Raw genomic sequence first — 21008 nt, forward strand, 5'->3', positions numbered from 1 at the left:
TCGATGACTTGACGATCGCCCCGGTCTATCGTTGGGTCTCAGGCGCCAGCAGAGCGCAAGGGGCAGAGTAACGAGCGTCATGTCGAAGACAGATACCATGACCAATCAGTGGACACGGTTTCAGAACCGTCTCTACGCGCGGCTCAGCCAGCGTCGCAAAGCGGTCTCGGGGTTTGTTGGCGAGCCGGAACCACGCACGGTCGGCTCATTTGCGCGCGGGCGTCAGTTGGTCGCCGGAAATCTGCTGTTCGCAGGCTTTTTGGTCGAGGCTCAGGATACCGAGCTGTGGGATGTGACCGCGCCCAGTACCGGGTTTGACAATGAACGCCACGGCTTTGCCTGGCTCGACGATCTGGCGGCTGTTGGCGATATGCGCGCGCGTGAAAAGGCCCAGCGGTGGGTCTGGGGCTGGATCAACGCGCATGGTCGCGGTCAGGGGCCGGGCTGGGCACCTGATCTGACCGGCCGGCGCGTCATACGCTGGATTAACCATGCGATTTTCCTGTTGCGCGGCGCAGATGAACACCAAAGCAGGATGTTTTTCCGTTCGTTGGCCCAACAGACATGGTTTTTGTCCAAGCGTTGGAAGGCAGCGACACCCGGTCTTCCCCGGTTTGAGGCGCTTGCCGGGCTGGTGCAGGCTGGTCTGGCGCTGGAGGGGTTGGAGCAAATGGCTGATCCTGCCCTTCGTGCTTTGGCACGCGAGTGTGACAGTCAGGTAGACGAACAGGGCGGTATCCCAACCCGCAACCCCGAAGAGCTGCTTGAGGTCTTTATGCTGCTTTCATGGACCTCGGCCGCGCTCAGCGCGTTGGGCCGGGGCACGCCCGGGGCGCAGGCAAGTGCGATCAAACGCATGGCCCCCACCTTGCGCAGCCTGCGCCATGCGGACGGGGCTTTGGCCCGGTTTCACGGCGGTGGGCGCGGTGTCGAAGGGCGTTTGGATCAGGCACTGGCGCAAAGCGGTGTCAGGCCACATCACACCACGGGGCTGTCCATGGGATTTGCGCGACTTTATGCGGCCAGAACCAGCGTGATTGTGGATGCCGCCACTCCACCCAAGGGGGCGGCGTCATACAACGCCCATGCTTCGACCCTCGCTTTCGAACTGACGTCGGGCCGCAGACCACTGGTGGTCAATTGCGGATCGGGCGAAAGCTTTGGGACGGAATGGCGGCGTGCGGGTCGGGCGACACCGTCGCATTCGACACTGTGCCTTGATGGGTATTCAAGCGCTCGGCTGGCGCCACCGACGCAGGGCGCCGAACGCGAGGCACTGGTGGATGCGCCGCATGAGGTTCCCATTGATTTCGAGGATGCCTTTGAAGGCACGCGATTCATGGCCGGGCATGACGGGTATACCAAGGTCTTCGGATTGACTCATGCGCGTACCTTTGAGCTGCGCTTTGATGGGCGTGAGCTGGCCTGCGAGGATATTCTGCTGACGGCCACCGACAAGGCGAAGCGCCAATTTGACAAGGCGATGGACGCCTCGGGTCTGAAGGGTATCGCCTTTGACATCCGATTTCACCTGCATCCGGACGTGGATGCGGCACTGGATCTGGGGGGCGCTGCGGTGTCGATGGCGCTGAAAAGTGGTGAGATCTGGGTTTTCCGCCATGATGGCGTCGGAAAATTGTCTGTAGAACCAAGCGTTTATTTGGAAAACGGGCGTTTAAAACCACGCGCGACAAAACAGATCGTTCTATCTGGCCGCGCAATGGAGTATGCGACGCGCATCCGGTGGACGCTGAGCAAGGCCCAGGACACAGCCTATGCCGTGCGGGATATACACCGGGTCGAGCCCGAGTTTGACTGACGCCAAAAGGACCTTTGACCCCATGACCGATCTTCACCCCGTGCGCCGCGCGTTGCTTTCCGTTTCCGACAAGACCGGGCTGATCGAGCTGGGAAAGGCACTGACCGAGCGTGGGGTCGAATTGCTGTCTACCGGAGGTACAGCCAAGGCGCTGCGCGATGCAGGGCTTGCGGTGAAGGATGTCAGCGAGATTACCGGCTTCCCCGAGATGATGGATGGCCGCGTGAAAACGCTGCATCCGATGGTGCATGGCGGGCTGCTGGCCCTGCGCGACAATGACAGCCACGTGGCGGCGATGGACGAACATGGCATCGGCGCGATCGACCTGCTGGTGGTGAACCTCTATCCGTTCGAGGCCACGGTAGCCAAAGGTGCGGGTTACGACGAATGCATCGAAAACATCGATATCGGTGGCCCGGCGATGATCCGCGCGGCCTCGAAAAACCACGCTTTTGTAAATGTGGTTGTGGATGTTCAGGATTACGACGCGCTGCTGGCTGAGCTGGCGGCTAACGATGGGCAGACTTCCTATGCTTTCCGTCAGAACCTGGCGCAGACAGCCTATGCTCGTACCGCCGCCTATGACGCGGCCGTGTCGAATTGGATGGCCGATGCGCTGGCCGCCGAGGCCCCGCGCCGTCGCGCCTTTGCCGGAGAATTGAAGCAGACCTTGCGTTATGGCGAAAACAGCCACCAACAGGCGGTCTTCTACACCGATGGCACCAACCGCCCCGGTGTGGCGACAGCGGTGCAGCATCAGGGCAAGGAACTGAGCTACAACAATATCAACGACACAGACGCGGCATTTGAACTGGTGGCCGAGTTCGATCCGGCGCAAGGCGCAGCCTGCGCGATCATCAAGCATGCCAACCCCTGCGGTGTTGCCAAGGGCGCGACATTGATCGAGGCCTATAAGGCCGCGTTTGATTGTGACCGCACTTCGGCCTTTGGCGGGATCATTGCGCTGAACCAGCCGCTGGATGCCGAAACCGCGCAGGAAATCACCGGAATTTTCACCGAAGTTGTGATCGCTCCGGGTGCGTCGGATGAGGCCAAGGCAATCTTTGCCGCCAAAAAGAACCTGCGTCTGCTGACAACCGATGGCCTGCCAGACGTGACCACAGGTGGCAAAACCGTCCGTCAGGTAGCCGGTGGCCTTCTGGTGCAGGATAAGGACAACGGATTTGTTGGCCTGGATGACCTGAAGGTCGTCACTAAGAAATTCCCGACCGAGGAACAGATGCGCGATCTTCTGTTTGCGTGGAAAGTGGCGAAACACGTCAAATCCAATGCCATCGTCTATGTCAAAGACGGAGCAACCGTGGGTGTGGGTGCCGGGCAGATGAGCCGCCTGGACTCGGCGATGATTGCAGCGAAGAAAGCCGAGCGCATGGCCGATGCTCTGGGCTTGGCCCAACCACTGACAATCGGGTCCGCCGTGGCGTCGGATGCGTTTTTCCCGTTCCCGGACGGTCTGATGGAAGCGGCCGAGGCCGGCGCGACCTGTGTTATCCAGCCGGGTGGCTCGATGCGCGATGAAGAGGTGATCGCAGCCGCGGATGAGGCCGGTCTGGCCATGGTCTTTACCGGCATGCGCCACTTCCGCCACTGATGCGCTATCGTCTGCTTCTCTGGGCCGCACTGGCTGCGTTACTGATCGACCAAATCAGCAAGTATCTCGTCGTTCGCGTGATGCGCGTGGCTGATGGGAACATCGATGTCCTGCCGCCGTTGCTGGTGTTCAAATACGGTGAGAATCGGGGCATCAATTTCGGCCTGTTTCAGGGCAATACCGATGCTGCCCGATGGGCGTTGATCGGAGTTTCCATAGTCATCGCAATCGGTGTGCTGATCTGGCTGATGCGCACAGCCCCGTCGAAACTGATGCTGGTTTGCGGCGGGTTGCTGATTGGCGGGGCGCTGGGCAACGTCGTGGATCGCCTGCTTTATGGTTATGTTCTGGATTTCCTGAACATGTCCTGTTGCGGCATCAACAACCCTTTCGTGTTCAACCTTGCTGATGTGTTCATTTTTGCGGGAGCGATTGGTCTGGTGCTGTTCGAAGGCAAAAAGGCCTCGTGACGCGCCATTTGAAATGCGATAAAAGCGCCTGAAACAGGCTGGAGACTCTGATGCGGCTGCCGCGTTCCATATTTGCTTTGACATTGGCCTTTGCGGCTGCAGGCTGTTCCGATATCGGACTGCGCCATCTTGAAGCGCCTGGGCAAGGGCCGGACGAATTCTCGGTCCTGCCTGTCAAACCGCTGACTCAGCCCAAGGATTACAAGTTCCTGCCTGCGCCTACGCTGGGGGGGAATAACCTGACCGATCCGAACCCTAAGGCGGAAGCTGTCGTTGCCCTTGGCGGGAACGAATCTTCGCTGAACGCAAATACGGCCATCCCGTCCACGGACGCGGCCCTTGTGACGGCCTCCAGCCGGTATGGGGTTCCGGCGAATGCCCGGCAGGTGGTTGATGCCGAGGATGCAGAGTTCCGCAGAAAGCAGAGCCGCCTGACGCGCTTGCGCTTGTTCAACGTGGATCGGTATTCGCAGGTCTACCGCCGCGAAACGTTGAATCCCGACCGTCAGAATGAGGCTGCACGCCAAGCCGGGATCGAAACACCATCGGCGCCACCGGTAGATGAATAATCTTTAACTTTTCGTCATTGGCCTTGAACCCGCGTGGTGCCACCGTAGTTTGAACAGCATAAATCAAACGGAGGACGCCCTATGGTTCGGGCCCTGGCATTGTCGGCAGCCCTGATGGCCGCAACCCCTCTTGCTGCAAGCGAGGGGCACGAAGCGGTCACTACCTTTACGCTGGACAACGGCATGGATGTCGTCGTGATCGAAGATCACCGCGCACCGGTTGTGCAGCATATGGTCTGGTATCGCGCAGGGTCAGCAGATGAGCCCGTGGGATCATCGGGCGTGGCGCATTTCCTGGAACACCTGCTGTTTAAAGGCACTGACACTTTGGCCCCGGGCGAATTTTCGGCCACCGTTGCGGCCAATGGCGGTACCGACAACGCGTTCACTTCGTATGATTATACCGCGTATTTCCAACGCGTTGCCGCCGACCGGCTGGAATTGATGATGCGGATGGAAGCGGATCGGATGCGCAATATTCGCCTGAGCGAAAATGATATTGTCACCGAGCGCGACGTGATCCTTGAGGAACGCAACCAGCGCACGGACAACAGCCCGCGTGCCCTGTTTGGCGAACAGATGAGCGCGTCGCAATACCTCAACCATCGCTACGGCGTGCCAATCATCGGCTGGCGGCACGAGATGGAAACGCTGGACATGGAGGACGCGCTGTCCTTCTACCAGACCCACTACGCGCCCAATAACGCCATTCTGGTCGTCACCGGTGATGTCGAACCTGACGAGGTCAAATCGCTGGCCGAGCAGTATTACGGCGTGATCCCCGCCAACCCTGACTTGCCAGAACGGGTCCGGTCGCAGGAACCGCCGCAAACGGCAGAACGCCGTCTGACATATAAAGATGCGCGCGTGTCGCAGCCCTATGTGCAGCGCAGCTATCTGGCACCCGAGCGTGATCCGGGCGAACAGGAAAAAGCGGCTGCTCTGTTTTTGTTGGCAGAACTGTTGGGCGGAAGCACGACATCCTACCTGAACGAAAAGCTGCAGTTCGAGCAGCAGAAGGTTGTCTACACCGGGGCGTTCTATCGGGGTGTCTCGCTGGATGATACGACCTTTGACCTTATCGTTGTCCCGGCCGCAGGCGTTTCCCTGCAAGAGGCCGAAGATGCAATGGATCAGGTGGTTGCCGACTTCATCGCTGAGGGTGTGAACGAGGAAGACCTCGATCGGATCAAGATGCAGCTACGGGCAGCTCAAACCTATGCGCGCGACAATGTGGATGGGATTGGCAACCGCTATGGCCGTGCGTTGACCAGCGGCCTGACGGTTGGGGACGTGCAGGCCTGGCCCGATATTCTGCAAGCTGTCACTGGGGATGAGATCATCGCCGCTGCCCGCGAGGTAATACAACCGGAAACATCCGTCACCGGCTGGCTGATGCGCGATGATGAGGTGACACAATGAAACGGATTTTCGCAACCCTGATCGCATTCGTTGTCGCTCTGCCCGCTGCCTGGGCTGATATCGAAATCAAAGAGGTCACCTCTCCTGGTGGGATCACCGCATGGCTGGTCGAGGATCACTCGATCCCCTTCACCGCGCTGGAGCTGCGTTTTCGCGGCGGCACATCGCTGGATGACGCGGACAAACGCGGTGCGGTCTACCTGATGAGCGGCCTGATTGAGGAAGGCGCAGGTGACATGGATGCCCGCACCTATGCGCGTGAGCTGGAATCGCTGGCGGCCTCGTTCCGGTACGGTGCAACTGATGACTCGGTATCGATCACCGCGCAGTTCCTGACCGAAAACCGGGACGACGTGATCGACCTGTTGCGCACCACCATTCACGAGCCGCGCTTCGATCAGGACGCGGTGGACCGGGTAAAGGCGCAGGTGCTGTCCGGCCTTAAATCCGATCAAACCGACCCGAATGACATTGCGGGTCGTAACTTTGCCCAAATGGCCTATGGCGACCACCCTTACGGCACCGAAGGTAAGGGTACGATCGAAAGCGTGACCGCGCTGACGCGCGATGACGTGGTCACCGCCTATCAGGATGTCTTTGTCCAAGACCGGATGTATGTCGGCGCAGTGGGTGACATCACCCCCGAAGAGCTGGGCGCGTTGCTGGATAAACTGCTGGCCGACCTGCCAAAAACTGGAAAGCCGATCCCTGAACGTGCTGATGTGTCCATTCCCGGTGGTGTCAGCGTTGTCGAGTTCGACACGCCGCAATCTGTGGCCCTGTTCGGACATGCCGGCATTGACCGCGATGATCCCGATTTCTTTGCCGCCTTTGTCCTGAACCACATCCTTGGCGGGGGCGGGTTTGAAAGCCGCCTGATGCAGGAAGTGAGAGAAAAGCGTGGCTTGACCTACGGAATCGGCACTTATCTGGTGCCCAAGGACCTGGCCTCGATCTATCTGGGGTCCGTGTCGTCAAGCAATGATCGCATTGCCGAAGCGGTCGAGGTGATCCGCGACGAGTGGGCTCGTGCCGCGTCCGAAGGTGTAACCCAGAAAGAATTGGACGATGCCAAAACCTACCTGACGGGCGCTTACCCGCTAAGGTTTGATGGCAATGGCCAGATCGCGGGGATCATGGTCGGGATGCAGATGGAAGATCTGCCCATCGACTATATTGCCACCCGCAACGACAAGGTGAATGCGATCACGCTTGAAGAGATCAACCGGGTCGCCAGCGAATTGCTGGACCCTGATGGGCTCCACTTCACCATTGTCGGTAAGCCTGAAGGTCTGGACGGCTAAACCCGTTCAGGCCGCGACGGGCTGTTTCTGTGCCCGAAGCGTATGCTTGTTGCTGATCAGAACGCAGGTTGCAGCAACGATAACTAGAAACGGGTAGAGCACGCCATTGCCGCGGACTATGCCGATTTGCAGTAAAAAGTAGTTCAGAATGTAAAGGCCAGCCCCGGCCACGCCGATCATGGTGGCCAATTCGACAAACTCGGTAAATTCAAATGGACTATTCAGCATGTAAGGACCCACCCTCGCAATGAATGGGTCTTACGCTGTGCCAATTACGTGAAGCCGTAAATGAACAACCTCACAGGTTAATGGGTTTTATGAGCGTGCTTTCGCCTGCGCGCGCAACATTTGCCCCATCATCTGGCCGAACTTGCCCGAGCCACGTTGGTACAACGCGCCATCGACGGCCAGAACCGTGCCGCTGATATAGCTAGCCAGATCAGAACTTAGGAACATACAGGCGTTCGCCACGTCCTGCGGCTGACCCCAACGGCCCAGGGGGACGTCCTTACGCAACGCTTCTCCGGCATCCGGCGTGGGGGCCAAACGCTTGGCCCCTTCGGTGCCCTCGATAAAGCCCGGCACGACCGAGTTCACGCGGATACCCTCGACGCCCCATTCCATCGACAGGGTGCGGGTGATCTGATCCACGCCTGCCTTGGCGGCACAGACATGGGCCTGGCCTTCGTAAGGCAGGTAGGATTGCGGGGCCGAGATGTTGATGATGCTGGCACCCGGACGCTTGAGGAAAGGATAGGCCCCCTTCATCACGTGGATCGTGCCCATCAGGTCGATATCGATCACGGTCTTGAACGCATTGACCGACATCTCTGCCGCGAGCGCCGGAAAATTACCTGCTGCGCCCGACACCAAAACGTCGAAGTCACCGAATACATCGTAGAACTGTTTGAGGCCCTCAGCGACTGCCTCCGGGTCACGTACATCGAACGCCGTACCGATGGCGTCTTGGGCCCCCGCAGCTTTCAGCGCAGCAACGGTGTCATCGACCTTTTCCTGCGACCGGCTGGCGACCGCCAGTTTGGCACCCGAGGCCGCAAAGGCCTCGGCAATGCCGCGATTGATACCGCTGGTTCCACCGATGACGACGACGGTTTTTTCTGAAAAGTCCATGTAGGCCTCCCTTGGCGGGGAGCCCTACTCGCCGTAGGGCACCCAGATGTTTTTGACTTCGGTCGCAGCCTGCAGGAAGCGGCGAGAATGGTCCACGCCCCAATCAAATGCCGTCGCGTTATTCACCCAGGTCCGTTTCAGGTTCCCAGCCGAGACGACCTCGATCTCTTTCGACAAGTCGGTGGATGAGAACGACCAGACCGCATCGACATTCAGGTGCGAGGCCAGCGGTTTCGCCAATTCCGCATGGCTGCCGGTCAGGATGTTGACTACACCGGCGGGCACGTCCGAGGTTTCGAGGATTTGGTAGAAATCGGTAGCCGCCAGCGGGTAGGGCTCCGAAGCCACCAGAACTGTCCGATTCCCCATCGCAATCGCCGGGGCCATGGCCGAGACCAGACCCAACAAAGGCGCCTCATCCGCACAAAGCGCGCCGATGACACCCACGGATTCCTTCATGGCAATCGCCACGCCACGGATCGGAACGCCGTGCACCTGACCGTCATATTTGTCGGCCCAAGCGGCGGCGGAGAACAGGCGTTGGATTGAAGCTTGGACCTCTTTCGCACCGTCTTTCTTGCCGGTCATTGCGTCGATGCGAGCGGCAAACTCGTCGGCGCGAGCCGAGAGGTTTTCGCCGATGTAATACAGGATCTGTGCCCGCAGATGGCCGGTGGTCTTGGACCAACCTTTGGCCCCTGCCGCAGCTTCAACCGCATTGCGGACGTCCTTGCGATTGGCGAGGCTCACGTGGCCCAACAGCCCGGATTTACCCCAGACGGGTTTCGAATAGCCGCTATCGGGCCGTGCCTGCTTGCCTCCGACATACATCTTGGCGGTACGGTCAATCGGATCGACCGGAGAGCCCTCGCCGATGGCCGCTTCGACCTTCGCCAACGGCTTAGCTTTGCCTTTGAGCCTGGTATAGGCCGTCAGCCCTTCCCAGCCGCCTTCACGGCCAAAGCCGCTTTCGCGCACGCCGCCGAATCCGGCTGCCGCGTCGAACAGGTTGGTGGCATTCACCCAAACCACGCCCGCGACCAGTTTGGGCGCGATATCCAGTGCAAGGTTCACGTTCTCGGTCCACACGGTCGCGGCCAGCCCGTAACGGGTGTTGTTGGCCAGCTCGACCGCCTCTTCCGGTGTGCGGAAGGTTGACGACACCAGAACCGGACCAAAGATTTCTTCTTGCATCAGCGGGTCGGATGTCTCGAGGCCCGAGATCAGCGTCGGCGGGTAATAACACCCGTTCGCCGGCAGATCGCATGTCGCTTGATGCACGTGACCGGCGGTGTTGCTTTCGACCATGCTTTTGATGGTTTGCAGTTGGACAGGGTCTACAACCGCGCCCACATCGATGCACTTATCCAGCGGATCGCCGATACGCAGCGAGTCCATCCGGGAACGCAGCTTCTCGTGGAAACGGTCCGCGATGCCTTCTTGGACCAGCAAGCGGGACCCTGCGCAGCAAACCTGACCCTGATTGAACCAGATCGCATCGACCAGACCTTCTATGGCACTGTCGATATCGGCGTCGTCAAATACGATGTAGGCTGACTTGCCGCCCAGCTCCAATGTCAGTTCCTTGCCGGAACCCGCGGTTGCTTCACGGATGCGGCGGCCCACAACTGTCGAGCCGGTAAAGGCGATCTTGTCCACGTCCGAGTTCACGATCATCTCACCCACTGCGCCGTCACCAGTGACGATGTTGATTACGCCTTTGGGCAATCCAGCTTGGGTGCAGATATCGGCGAACAACAGGGCTGTCAGCGAGGTGTACTCGGCAGGTTTCAAAACCACCGTGTTGCCCATGGCCAGGGCCGGGGCAATCTTCCACGACAGCATCAGCAGCGGGAAATTCCACGGAATGATCTGCCCGCAGACGCCCAACGCCTCAGCATCGGGCAGTTCGCTTTCCATCAGCTGCGCCATGCCCGCGTGGTAGTAGAAATGACGCTGCGCCAACGGGATGTCGATGTCGCGTGATTCACGGATCGGCTTGCCGTTGTCGAGGCTCTCAAGCACCGCAAACAGGCGCGAATGCTTCTGCAACAAGCGCGCGATGGCATAGAGGTACCGCGCACGGCCTGCACCGCCCAGCTTCTCCCATTTCGGTTGCGCCTTTCGGGCGGCAGAAACGGCAGCATCCACATCGGCCTGTTTGGCCTGCGTCAGCTTGGCCAAAACCTCTCCGGTCGCCGGGTTGCGGCTGTCGAACCCTTTGCCGGGTTTGGTGAACGCACCATCGATATAGTGACCGAACTTGTCGCCCTGATCGACCAGCCAGGCCAGAGCCTCGGCGGCACTTTCGGGGGCAGGGCCGTAATCCATGGTTTCGAATATCTCTTTGACTGTCATTGTTTTTGTCCTCAGCCCATGGAGTGACGGTAACCGGCGGAGTATGCGCCAGTTACATAGTGTTCCAACTGTCGCTCGATATCGCCCAACAAGGACGACGCGCCAAAACGGAACAAGTCCGGCTCCAGCCAGCGGTCGCCCAGTTCGTCCTTGATCAGCGACAGGTAAACCAGCGCGTCCTTGGCCTTGGATATGCCGCCTGCCGGTTTATAGCCGACCCGGTATCCGGTGCGGTCATAATAGTCGCGGATCGCGCGGATCATGACCAGCGAAACCGGCAAGGTGGCGTTGACGCTTTCCTTGCCGGTCGAGGTCTTGATGAAATCCGCCCCGGCCATCATGCAAACCAGCGAAGCACGCGCGACGTTGCGCAGGCTGCCCAGCTCTCCGGTGGCGAGGATGGCTTTGACATGTGCATCGCCGCAGGCGACGCGGAAAGCCTTCATCTCATCATACAATGCCTGCCAGTCACCCGACAGGACATGACGGCGCGAGATCACGATGTCGATCTCTTCGGCCCCGGCCTTTACGCTTTCTTCGATCTCGGCCACGCGCAGATGGAATGGCGATAAACCAGCCGGGAAGCCGGTGGAAACCGCGGCAACAGGTATGCCGGTGCCATGCAGCGCGCCTGCAGCGGTTTCGATCATGTCGTGATAGACGCAAACGGCCCCGGTTGTGATAGGCGGCATATCCAGCGCCTTCAGAACCGAAGGTGCAACGGGTTGCCGTGCCTTGGCACACAGACGGCGGACTCGACCAACCGTGTCGTCACCCGACAGGGTGGTCAGGTCGATCATCGTGACCGCCTTTAACAGCCATGCGGCCTGATATTCTTTTTTGACGGACCGACGACCGGGCAGGGTCGCGGCGCGGCGTTCAATGGCCGAAGTATTGACCTGCACGGCGCGTACCCAGTCCAGATCAAGATCCATACCGGGGTTTCTGGGCTCGGTCACTTGCGGCAGATGCGCGGTGCGCACGGGGCTTTCTGAGCTCTGCGTTTCCATCTTCACATCCTTTGGGAGGTTTGCGCCAAATTCGCACGGCTTGGCGCTAATTGGAAGGCATAGCGGCCTTCCGTGTGCAATTTTTTTGACCAAATGGACAAATTTGAGGTTTTCTTGCGAATAATTCGCAATAGCGTTGACTTAGTTGCGAATGGTTCGCATATTCATTCTCAAGAGGATACCTAAATGGGGTCAAAAATGATTCGTCGTAGTTTTCTCGCGGTTATGGCTTTTGCCGCCGCTTTGCCCCTCGCGGCATGGGCCGAGGCGCCGCTGAAGGTTGTTGCCACCACGGGCATGATCGCTGATGCGGCACGTCAGATCGGTGGCGATCAGGTTGAGGTCAAGGGCTTGATGGGCCCGGGCGTCGACCCGCATGCCTATCGTCAGACCCGCAGCGACATCGTTGCTATGACCCGGGCGGATCTGATCCTGTGGCACGGTCTTTACCTTGAAGCGCAGATGGAAGACTTCTTCCATGATCTCGGACGTAAACGTCCGGTCGTGGCTGTGGCCGAAGGTGTCGATAAGTCCAAACTGCGCGCGCATGACGACTATGCCGATAAGTATGACCCGCATGTATGGATGAGCCCGGCAGTTTGGCGCGATGTGGTGGTCGAGGTTCAAGAAGCCCTGACAGAGGCCCGCCCCGAGGCTGCTGATTTTTTCGCCGCGAACGCGCAGACACATCTGGCCGAGATTGATCAGTTGGAAGCCTACGGTAAACAAGTGCTGGCCGACGTACCGGAAAACAACCGTGTGCTTGTAACGGCGCATGACGCCTTTGGCTATTTCGGTGAGGAATACGGCTATGAGGTGCTTGGTATACAGGGCATCTCGACCCAGTCCGAAGCCGGTCTGAACCGGATTGGCGAGCTGGTCGATACCTTGGTGGATCAGCAGCTGACGGCAGTCTTCGTGGAAAGCTCGGTTTCTGATCGGTCCATGCGCGCGCTGATCGAAGGGGCCGCGGCCAAAGGCCATGATGTTGGCATCGGCGGAGAGCTGTATTCCGACGCAATGGGTGAACCGGGCACCTATGAAGGCACGTATATCGGGATGCTGGATCACAACATCTCTGTGATTGCCGGAGCGCTAGGCGCAGACGTGCCCGAACGCGGCATGAACGGCAAATTGTCGGCGGGGTCTTGAACGATGCTGTCGCTGGCTGCGCATCAGGGTGCTTCGGTTGCTGAAAAAATTACAAAGGACTGCCCGCTGGCCATTCGCGGCCTGACTGTCTCATACGGTCAGAAACCTGCCGTGTTTTCGGTGGATATGACCGTGCAACCCGGCGCGATGACGGCGATCATCGGCCCGAACGGGGCGGGGAAGTCTACGCTTCTGAAGGCGGCGCTGGGCATCGTTTCGCCCCTGTCCGGGCAGGTGTCCGTCTTTGGTGAACCGCTGGAGAAACAGCGTGCACGAATTGCCTATGTGCCGCAACGCGCAAGCGTCGACTGGGATTTTCCGACGCGCGTGATTGATGTTGTGTTGATGGGTCTGTCCCGCGAGCTGGGCTTGCTGGGTCGTGTCCGTGCCCGGCATATGTCCCGGGCCATGGACTGTCTTAACCGGGTCGGGATGCGCGATTTTGCCGATCGTCAGATTGGTCAATTGTCCGGCGGCCAGCAACAGCGCGTTTTTCTTGCCCGTGCTCTGGCGCAGGATGCTGATCTTTATCTGTTGGATGAGCCATTCGCAGGTGTCGATGCAGCGACGGAAAAAGCAATCATCGCAGTGCTGAAATCGCTGAAAGAGGCGGGCAAGACCGTTGTTGTCGTGCATCACGATCTGGCCACGGTGACTGATTATTTCGACCATGTATTCCTGATCAATACCCGCAAAGTGGCCGAGGGAACTGTGGCCGAGGCCTTTACCGCCGAAACCCTGCAATCGGCGTATGGCGGCCGTTTGGCCACTGCGCAGATCGACCAGATTTCGCGCGCATTGGGGTAAATCATGCTTTGGGATGCTCTGACCCTGCAGCTGGGCTATAACGCCACGCTGGTCGCGATTGGTGCGACCTTGCTGGGTATATCCGCTGGTGTGACCGGCACGTTTCTGTTCCTGCGCAAACGCGCGCTGGTCAGCGACGCAATCAGCCACGCGACTCTGCCCGGTGTCTGCCTTGGGTTCATGGTTTTGGTCGCCCTTGGCGGCGATGGGCGCAACCTGATCGGTCTGCTGGCCGGATCGGCGGTGTCGGCCTGGGTTGGATTACTTTGCATGAACTGGCTGACACGCCAAACACGACTGGCCGAGGATGCCGCCATTGGTGCCATCCTGTCGGTGTTCTTCGGTCTTGGCATCGTGCTGTTGACCGTGATCCAAACCATGGGCGTCGGTCGTCAGGCCGGGCTGGAAGGGTTCCTGCTTGGCTCGACCGCAGGGATGTTGTGGGCCGATGCGCTGGTCATCGCAATCGGTGGGGCAGCGACGCTGTTGCTGGTCATGATCATCCGCCGACCTATGACCATGGTGGCTTTCGACCCGGAATACGCCGCTGCCCGGGGGCTGCCGGTGCACCGGATTGATCTGGCGATGATGGGGCTGGTCATGGCGGTTACCGTGGTGGGCCTGAAAATTGTCGGGCTAATCCTGATTGTGGCGCTGCTGATCATCCCACCTGTCACGGCGCGGTTCTGGACGGACCGCTCGGACCGCGTGGTGCTGCTGGCTGGCCTGGCCGGAGGGTTGGCGGGCTATCTGGGGGCGGCGATGTCGGCCTCGGCCCCCAATTTGCCCACCGGCCCGATCATTGTTCTGGTCAGCTTTGGCTTTTTCGCACTGTCCCTGTTACTTGCGCCTGTTCGGGGTGTTCTGGCAGCGGTTCTGCGGCAACTGCGGTTCCAGCGTCGGGTTCACATTCGGCAGGGTCTGCTGGCACTGGCGCAAGGGCAAAAGATCTATGAGCCGTTGACCTTGCGCCTGTTGCGGCGTGCCGGTTTTGCGCGGGCAGATGGCGTGGCCACCGAAATCGGCAAAGCCCGGGCTGCCAAGGCGCTGCGGGATGAAAAGCGCTGGGAAATCGTCAGGGCCGATCAGATGCATGAGGCAACGGCAGCGATGTACGACGGGTTGCGGGACATCGAAACCGTCCTGACCCAAGATCAGATCGCCGAGATCGACCGCCAGATCGGCGGCCCGCAGGAGGTTCCGGCATGAACGGTGAAGAATTCGTACCCCTGTCTTTGACACCCTTGCTGATCGGCACGTTTGCCGCCATCGCTTGCGCTTTGCCCGGGAACTTCCTGGTCCTGCGCAAACAGGCCCTGATCGGGGATGCGATCAGCCATGTGGTGCTGCCGGGTATTGTCGTGGCCTTTCTGCTAACCGGAACGATTTCGACCTGGCCAATGATGCTGGGCGCCGCGGGCGCGGCAGTGGTGGCTGTGGTTCTGATCGAAGCCGTCAGGCGGCTGGGGCAGATCGAGGCGGGTGCCGCGATGGGGGTGGTTTTCACTACGATGTTTGCAGCCGGTGTGCTGCTGCTCGAACAAACCGATACTTCGACTGTGCACCTGGATGTTGAACATGCGCTTTATGGCAATCTGGAAAGCCTGATCTGGTTGGACGCTGTGGGCTGGTCTTCGGTGTTGGATCCCGTGGCGCTGGCGGGGTTGCCGCCGGAATTGCCTCGGATTGCGCTGACTTTGCTGGCGGTATCTGTCTTTGTATGGCTGTTCTGGCGGCCGCTGAAGATTTCCACCTTTGACGAAGGGTTCGCGCGCACCATTGGTGTCCGGACCGGAGTTCTGGGCATGGCCCTTGTGATCACGGCAGCTATTGCCGCCGTGGCGGCATTTGACGCCGTGGGTTCGATCATTGTGATTGCCATGTTTATCTGTCCCCCGGCGGCGGCGCGCATGATGACCAACCGGCTCGAATCCCAGATCGCGTGGAGCATCGTCTTTGCCATCCTGTCGGCTGTCTCCGGGTATGTGCTGGCTGGATATGGTCCGCTCTGGCTAGGGGCGGCGGACGCGGTCAGTGCAGCGGGCATGATCGCAACGATGTCTGGTCTGATCCTTGCGTTTGCGGCTTTGTGGGGGCCGTGCCGGACGCGGGCGGGTGCACCCGGAGCCGCTTGACCCGGCATTTTCCCGCCGCTGGGTCCTGCGTGGTATCGGCCAAACTTCGCCACCCGACTTGAGGCCCAGAGAGTCTTCGCATCGTGAAACCGTATTCGTGGTATGAAATGACCCATTGATTATTGGATGACCACCACTCACTCCGGATCGTTCGAGCAATCGCGCCCAGACTGGCCGCAAGTCTAGGCTGGCAAGGTGCGATTGTTCGAACGCCCCCTCCTCACATTAAATGCAAGCCAAAGCGGTGGCAGAATCGCGCGCGAATGTGCTAGGTCTGGTGGTATGGCGCAGGCACACCCCAATATCAGCGAAAATCGACCGGTCATCCGGCAACTTGACGACGCAGCAATCAACCGTATTGCGGCAGGCGAGGTTGTTGAACGTCCGGCTTCTGCGGTCAAGGAATTGGTGGAAAATGCCATCGACGCAGGTGCAACCCGCGTCGCGATCGACGTTGCCGCTGGGGGTAAGACGCTGATTCGAGTCACCGATGATGGCTGTGGGATTGCTGCTGAGGATCTGCCATTGGCCTTGTCGCGCCACGCGACCTCGAAAATTGATGGGTCCGATTTGTTGAATATCCACACCTTCGGGTTTCGAGGTGAGGCATTGCCATCGCTGGGTGCCGTCGGGCGCCTGACCATTACCAGCCGGGTGCCGGGGGGCGAGGCGGCTTCGGTCCATGTGGCGGGTGGTCGGATCGAGGCGGTGAAACCTGCCGCCTTACGTGCTGGCACAGTGGTCGAACTGCGCGATCTCTTTTTTGCAACGCCTGCGCGATTGAAATTTATGCGCACCGACCGGGCCGAAGCCCAGGCAATCTCCGACACCGTCAAAAGGCTGGCCATGGCCGAGCCTTCGGTGACTTTCACTTTGCGTGACGTCTCTGGTGGTGGAGAGGGGCGCGTGACCTTCCGCGCTGACCGCGAAAATGGTGATCTGTTCGACGCACTGCATGCCCGGTTGGCTCGCGTTATAGGGCGCGAGTTTGCTGAAAATGCCCTGCAGATCGATGCCACGCGCGAGGGGATCCGGTTGTACGGTTACGCCGCCTTGCCGACCTATTCGCGCGGTGCGGCGGTGGCGCAGTATCTGTTCGTCAATGGTCGTCCTGTGCGCGACAAGATGCTGACGGGCGCGCTGCGGGCGGCCTATTTCGATTTCCTCAGCCGGGATCGTCATCCGGCAGCAGCATTGTTCATCGACTGCGATCCGACTTTGGTCGACGTGAATGTGCATCCGGCAAAGTCCGAGGTCCGGTTCCGCGATCCGGGCGTTGCGCGCGGGTTGATCGTCTCGGCCTTGAGGCACGCGCTGGCCGAGGCCGGGCACAGGGCTTCCTCCACAGTGGCCAATGCGACACTGGGCGCGATGCGTCCGGAACCCGCACAACCTGCGCCAGCACGCGTCTATCAAATGGACCGACCCTCGCCATCTGCACGGCAGGCGGCATATCAAGCGCAGGCGCCGGGGTTTGCCGAGCTGTCACAAGATTACAGCGGCAACGTGGTCGAGCCGGGCCCTGTGCCAACCGCCGAGGCTCCGGTCGAAGACCTGCCTTTGGGCGCGGCACGTGGGCAGGTACATGAAAACTACATCATCGCCCAAACCGCAGACGGCATGGTGATCGTCGATCAACATGCGGCACATGAGCGGCTGGTTTATGAAAAGCTCAAAAAACAGATGGCCGAGAATGGGGTTGCCGCGCAGGCGCTTTTGATCCCGGAAATTGTTGAACTGTCCGACAGCGATTGCGCGCGCTTGATGCAGGTTGCGGATGACCTGACAAAGCTGGGTCTGACCATTGAACCTTTCGGTGGCGGTGCCATCGCGGTGCGTGAAACTCCTGCCATTCTGGGGGAGATGGACGCGCGGGCGATGATCCTCGATATCCTCGACGAACTGGCCGATCAGGGCGAAAGCCAGACCGTGCAGGCGCGGATTGAGGCGATTCTCAGCCGGGTGGCCTGTCATGGGTCGGTCCGGTCGGGTCGCCGTATGCGGGCCGAAGAAATGAACGCCCTTCTACGGGAAATGGAGGGCACGCCCCATTCCGGTCAGTGCAACCACGGGCGGCCGACTTATGTGGAATTGAAGCTGAGCGATATCGAGCGATTGTTCGGCCGCAGTTGATCCATTGGCTTGGTTGGGCTATGGAGAATAAAACAAGAACACCCGAGGCGACATGATCGAGATTGCAGGAACCCAATATGCGCTGAACGACCCCGTGATCCTGACCGTGGGCGGGGTTGTTACGCTGATCCTGCTGTTGCTGTTTTTGTCGCTGCGCGCAGCCAACCGGTCGGCCCGGATGGCGGAACCTCTGTCCCGCCAGATGGCGCATCTTGGCCAGCATGTGCAGCAATTGGGGCAGGGGCAGGAACAATTGCGCGGTGGCTTGCAGCATGTTTCGGACACGCAGGCCAATGCGCAGGTGCAGGTGATCCAAACGGTTGAATCCCGTCTGTCCTCGGTCCAGCAGCAGATGAATGACCGACTGGCGGATAACGCGATGAAATCGGCGCGTGCTTTGGCCGAGATGCAGGAGCGGATGAAGGAATCCCTGCATGGATCATCCAAACAAACCGCGACATCGCTAACGCAGTTGCAGGAACGTTTGGCCGCCATCGACAAGGCGCAGGACAATATCACAAAACTGTCGGGCGACGTGCTGTCTTTGCAGGATATCCTGTCGAACAAGCAAACGCGTGGTGCTTTCGGAGAGATTCAGCTGAATGATATCGTCTCTAAGGCGCTGCCTTCGGATAGTTTCCAGCTGCAGGCAACCCTGTCGAATGGACGGCGCGCAGATTGCCTGATCAACCTCCCGAACCCTCCAGGACCGATTGTCATCGACAGCAAGTTCCCGTTGGAGGCCTATGAGGCGCTGATCGGTTCGACCAATGACATGGAGTTGAAGGCGGCGGTTCAGATGTTCCGCAGCACGGTGCGTAAGCACATTACGGATATTTCCGAGAAGTACATTCTGGACGGTGAAACGGCAGATGGAGCACTGATGTTCCTGCCGTCCGAGGCGGTCTATGCCGAACTTCATGCCAAATTTCCTGAACTGGTGCAGGAGAGTTTCACCAAACGCGTGTGGATCGTCTCGCCCACCACCTGCATGGCGACACTGAACACGATGCGTGCGATCCTCAAAGACGCGCGGATGCGTGAACAAGCTGGGGCGATCCGCAAAGAACTGGGTTTGCTGCACAAGGATGTTGAGCGTTTGGGTGATCGGGTCGGCAATCTGGACCGCCATTTTGGGCAAGCGGCCAAGGATATCTCGGAAATCAAGATCAGCGCGGAAAAGGCTGGCCGCCGGGCACAGCGGTTGGATAACTTCGATTTCGAGGAACTGGCGCCTGACGATCAGACCAACGTTGTGCCTCTGGGCCAATCCGAAGGCTAGGCATTACTGGATTGACAGATCCAGATTGTAGCCGACCGTCTTGTCCGTATCGCGGTCATTGCCCATCAGGTAGACCCGGATCGTGTAGTCTCCATCCTCAGGCAATTCGATGCGCGCGGTATTCCCGTCGATCGAGCCGTTGTAGATCGCGAAACCATCACTGTCCGGCGGCAGGATGTTGAAGTAGATCACGCCATAGCCATTTGTGTCGCTTACCTTCAGGTCGGCAAACATCTCTTGCCCGGCTTTTGCACCCAACTTGTAGTCGAAGTACTCGTTTCCAGTGACGGTACCATTGACCATTGTCCCGAAATTGCCCGGTTCGAACTTCACGTCAGCGACCAACTGGGCAGAAGCGACAGATGAAAAACCCATAAGGGCAAGAATAAAGAACATAGTCCGGATCATTTCAAATGCCTCCACCAATCTGCTTGCAGGGCAGGATACCATATGAGTGCTGATTGCGTCAGATCTTCAGGAACGGTTGGAACAGACGCGGCATCAGCTTGTTGAATTTCAGCGGCGCGTCAGTGACAGCCAGGCAGATGCAATCCTCGGTGATGTCGGCTGTCGGCGTATGGTGCAGGTCTTCATCTGCAATCTCCACATCGCCACGGGCAAAACGGTCGACCTCATCCGAAAACGCGCCCTGCAGAACCATTGTCAGCTCCACGCCATTATGGCTGTGATCCGGAACTGCGGTGCCCGCCGGAATGAACAGCAACCGAGCTGTTGCATCACCGGTCGTCGGCAGGATCGCCTGCTTGACCCCCATGCCGATTGGTCGCCAGCGGATGTCATTCACATCGCCGCCAACGTAATCCTGCAACGGGCTTGGCAAAACCGAGCAGCCGGGTCGCCTGGGTTTGGCAATCGGCGCACCGTTTGCGATCAAAGCCATCGTTTCCGCAAGTGCCTTGTCGTTCATCGCAACGGTCTCGTCCTGTTCTTCCAGGACATATCCGCCAACGGCGTCAAAGCTTTCGGCCTGCGCACGACATTGATTGCACAGGGAAAGATGTGTCGCGACCATCAGGTCGAAAGCCTCGGGCAGAGTGCCTGCGGCGTAAGCCATCAGCAGATCGTCTGTCAGGTGATGTTTGATCTTATTGCTCATATCCGTCATCTCAATTCATCGCATGGCGCAAGCGGTCCAGCGCCAGCCGTATCCGTGATTTGATCGTTCCCAGTGGCAATCCAGTCTGAGAAGCGATTTCTCGATGGCTCAGATCGCCAAAATAGGCTTTCTCGATCAGTTGCCTTTGCGCCTCTGGCAGCGCGGTCATCGCGTTGCGCAGCTGCGCGGTCTCCTGTTGCAGCACGAGTATGTCGTCCTGCTCCGGTTCAGCCTCGGGTCCCCATCCCAGTTCTTCGGGCTCGGGTCGGCGTTGTTTGCGCAGGACGTCGATGCGCTTGTTCCGGGCGATCGTAAACACCCATGTGGCCACGGTTGCCCGCGTGGGGTCGAACAAATGTGACTTGTGCCACAGCGTGACCATCACTTCTTGTGCGCACTCTTCGGCCATGGCCGCATCTGAGCCCGATTTGATCAGGAACGCCTTGATCCGCGGCGCGAAGTGCTGAAACAACTCAGCAAACGCTGCCTGATCCTGCGCGTCCCTTATACGTCTGACGTGGTCTACCCACTCAGCTCGTTTGTCACAATTGTCTTGCGCTCGGTTCACCGGTTTTCCCTTGATGCGTTTCTTTGCGCGCCACGGTTTCTGTGAAGGCCTGCTGGCCACCGGTTCATCCAAGGTCGCGGTATCGATCTCGGTAAACATAACAACATTACGCGGTAAGC

General features: G+C 59.3%; 19 protein-coding genes. 12 read left to right on the forward strand and 7 right to left on the reverse strand.

The window, feature by feature from the left end; all coding sequences use genetic code 11:
- The first annotated feature begins 79 nt into the window (after positions 1–79).
- The 6 genes from AC2FLJ_RS10345 (at position 80) to AC2FLJ_RS10370 (ending at position 7196) form a co-directional block, all read left to right on the forward strand.
- A complete protein-coding gene (locus tag AC2FLJ_RS10345; RefSeq protein ID WP_496705646.1) occupies positions 80–1819 on the forward strand; it encodes a heparinase II/III family protein in 1740 nt (579 codons plus the stop codon).
- Positions 1820–1841: 22 nt separating this feature from the next.
- Entirely contained in the window at positions 1842–3431 is a 1590-nt protein-coding gene (gene purH / locus AC2FLJ_RS10350) for a bifunctional phosphoribosylaminoimidazolecarboxamide formyltransferase/IMP cyclohydrolase (protein ID WP_496705647.1), read from the forward strand.
- Entirely contained in the window at positions 3431–3901 is a 471-nt protein-coding gene (gene lspA, locus AC2FLJ_RS10355) for a signal peptidase II (protein ID WP_496705649.1), read from the forward strand. The genes purH and lspA overlap by 1 nt, the downstream gene beginning before the upstream one ends.
- 50 nt (positions 3902–3951) lie before the next feature.
- The gene (locus AC2FLJ_RS10360) at positions 3952–4470 is read left to right on the forward strand and encodes a DUF3035 domain-containing protein (RefSeq protein ID WP_496705650.1); all 519 of its coding nucleotides are present in this window, start codon (positions 3952–3954) and stop codon (positions 4468–4470) included.
- 81 nt (positions 4471–4551) lie between these two features.
- Positions 4552–5892, forward strand: coding sequence for a M16 family metallopeptidase (locus AC2FLJ_RS10365; RefSeq protein ID WP_496705652.1), 1341 nt, complete (start codon positions 4552–4554; stop codon positions 5890–5892).
- Positions 5889–7196, forward strand: coding sequence for a M16 family metallopeptidase (locus AC2FLJ_RS10370; protein WP_496705654.1), 1308 nt, complete (start codon positions 5889–5891; stop codon positions 7194–7196). The genes AC2FLJ_RS10365 and AC2FLJ_RS10370 overlap by 4 nt, the downstream gene beginning before the upstream one ends.
- 6 nt (positions 7197–7202) lie before the next feature.
- On the opposite strand, the gene AC2FLJ_RS10375 is transcribed toward AC2FLJ_RS10370, so the two are convergent.
- From AC2FLJ_RS10375 to deoC, 4 genes are all read right to left on the reverse strand, one after another.
- On the reverse strand, positions 7203–7424 hold the full coding sequence (locus AC2FLJ_RS10375; RefSeq protein WP_496705656.1) for a CBU_0592 family membrane protein: 222 nt from the start codon (positions 7422–7424) through the stop codon (positions 7203–7205).
- Positions 7425–7511: 87 nt separating this feature from the next.
- The gene (locus AC2FLJ_RS10380; RefSeq protein ID WP_496697172.1) at positions 7512–8327 is read right to left on the reverse strand and encodes an SDR family oxidoreductase; all 816 of its coding nucleotides are present in this window, start codon (positions 8325–8327) and stop codon (positions 7512–7514) included.
- A 24-nt stretch (positions 8328–8351) separates the two neighbouring features.
- The gene (locus tag AC2FLJ_RS10385; RefSeq protein ID WP_496705658.1) at positions 8352–10685 is read right to left on the reverse strand and encodes an aldehyde dehydrogenase family protein; all 2334 of its coding nucleotides are present in this window, start codon (positions 10683–10685) and stop codon (positions 8352–8354) included.
- A gap of 11 nt (positions 10686–10696) precedes the next feature.
- Positions 10697–11695 carry a deoxyribose-phosphate aldolase gene (gene deoC, locus AC2FLJ_RS10390; RefSeq protein ID WP_496705660.1) on the reverse strand — a complete coding sequence of 333 codons (999 nt, stop codon included), beginning with the start codon at positions 11693–11695 and terminating at the stop codon, positions 10697–10699.
- 198 nt (positions 11696–11893) lie between these two features.
- Here deoC and AC2FLJ_RS10395 point away from each other — a divergent pair, with 198 nt between their 5' ends.
- The 6 genes from AC2FLJ_RS10395 to AC2FLJ_RS10420 all read left to right on the forward strand — a co-directional run bounded on the left by AC2FLJ_RS10395 (position 11894) and on the right by AC2FLJ_RS10420 (position 19204).
- Positions 11894–12847: a metal ABC transporter solute-binding protein, Zn/Mn family gene (locus tag AC2FLJ_RS10395; protein ID WP_472724640.1), complete on the forward strand. Its 954-nt coding sequence runs from the start codon at positions 11894–11896 to the stop codon at positions 12845–12847.
- Positions 12848–12850: 3 nt separating this feature from the next.
- Entirely contained in the window at positions 12851–13654 is an 804-nt protein-coding gene (locus tag AC2FLJ_RS10400; protein ID WP_058274943.1) for a metal ABC transporter ATP-binding protein, read from the forward strand.
- A gap of 3 nt (positions 13655–13657) precedes the next feature.
- Positions 13658–14863 (forward strand): metal ABC transporter permease, encoded by a 1206-nt coding sequence (locus tag AC2FLJ_RS10405; protein WP_496705662.1) that lies wholly within the window; start codon positions 13658–13660, stop codon positions 14861–14863.
- Positions 14860–15789 carry a metal ABC transporter permease gene (locus tag AC2FLJ_RS10410; protein WP_496705664.1) on the forward strand — a complete coding sequence of 310 codons (930 nt, stop codon included), beginning with the start codon at positions 14860–14862 and terminating at the stop codon, positions 15787–15789. The genes AC2FLJ_RS10405 and AC2FLJ_RS10410 overlap by 4 nt, the downstream gene beginning before the upstream one ends.
- A 282-nt stretch (positions 15790–16071) precedes the next feature.
- Complete coding sequence (gene mutL, locus AC2FLJ_RS10415; RefSeq protein WP_496705666.1) at positions 16072–17922, forward strand: DNA mismatch repair endonuclease MutL; 1851 nt, start codon at positions 16072–16074, stop codon at positions 17920–17922.
- A 52-nt stretch (positions 17923–17974) separates the two neighbouring features.
- Complete coding sequence (locus tag AC2FLJ_RS10420; protein WP_282170229.1) at positions 17975–19204, forward strand: DNA recombination protein RmuC; 1230 nt, start codon at positions 17975–17977, stop codon at positions 19202–19204.
- A gap of 3 nt (positions 19205–19207) precedes the next feature.
- Here AC2FLJ_RS10420 and AC2FLJ_RS10425 read toward each other — a convergent pair whose 3' ends face one another.
- The 3 genes from AC2FLJ_RS10425 to AC2FLJ_RS10435 are packed head-to-tail and all read right to left on the reverse strand — an operon-like array spanning position 19208 to position 20988.
- Positions 19208–19612: a hypothetical protein gene (locus AC2FLJ_RS10425; protein WP_282119538.1), complete on the reverse strand. Its 405-nt coding sequence runs from the start codon at positions 19610–19612 to the stop codon at positions 19208–19210.
- 58 nt (positions 19613–19670) lie between these two features.
- Positions 19671–20321 (reverse strand): ChrR family anti-sigma-E factor, encoded by a 651-nt coding sequence (locus AC2FLJ_RS10430; protein WP_496705669.1) that lies wholly within the window; start codon positions 20319–20321, stop codon positions 19671–19673.
- A gap of 10 nt (positions 20322–20331) precedes the next feature.
- Positions 20332–20988, reverse strand: coding sequence for a sigma-70 family RNA polymerase sigma factor (locus tag AC2FLJ_RS10435; RefSeq protein ID WP_282152347.1), 657 nt, complete (start codon positions 20986–20988; stop codon positions 20332–20334).
- Positions 20989–21008 lie beyond the last annotated feature (20 nt).

It is taken from the genome of Ruegeria sp. CDSA034, assembly GCF_059612275.1.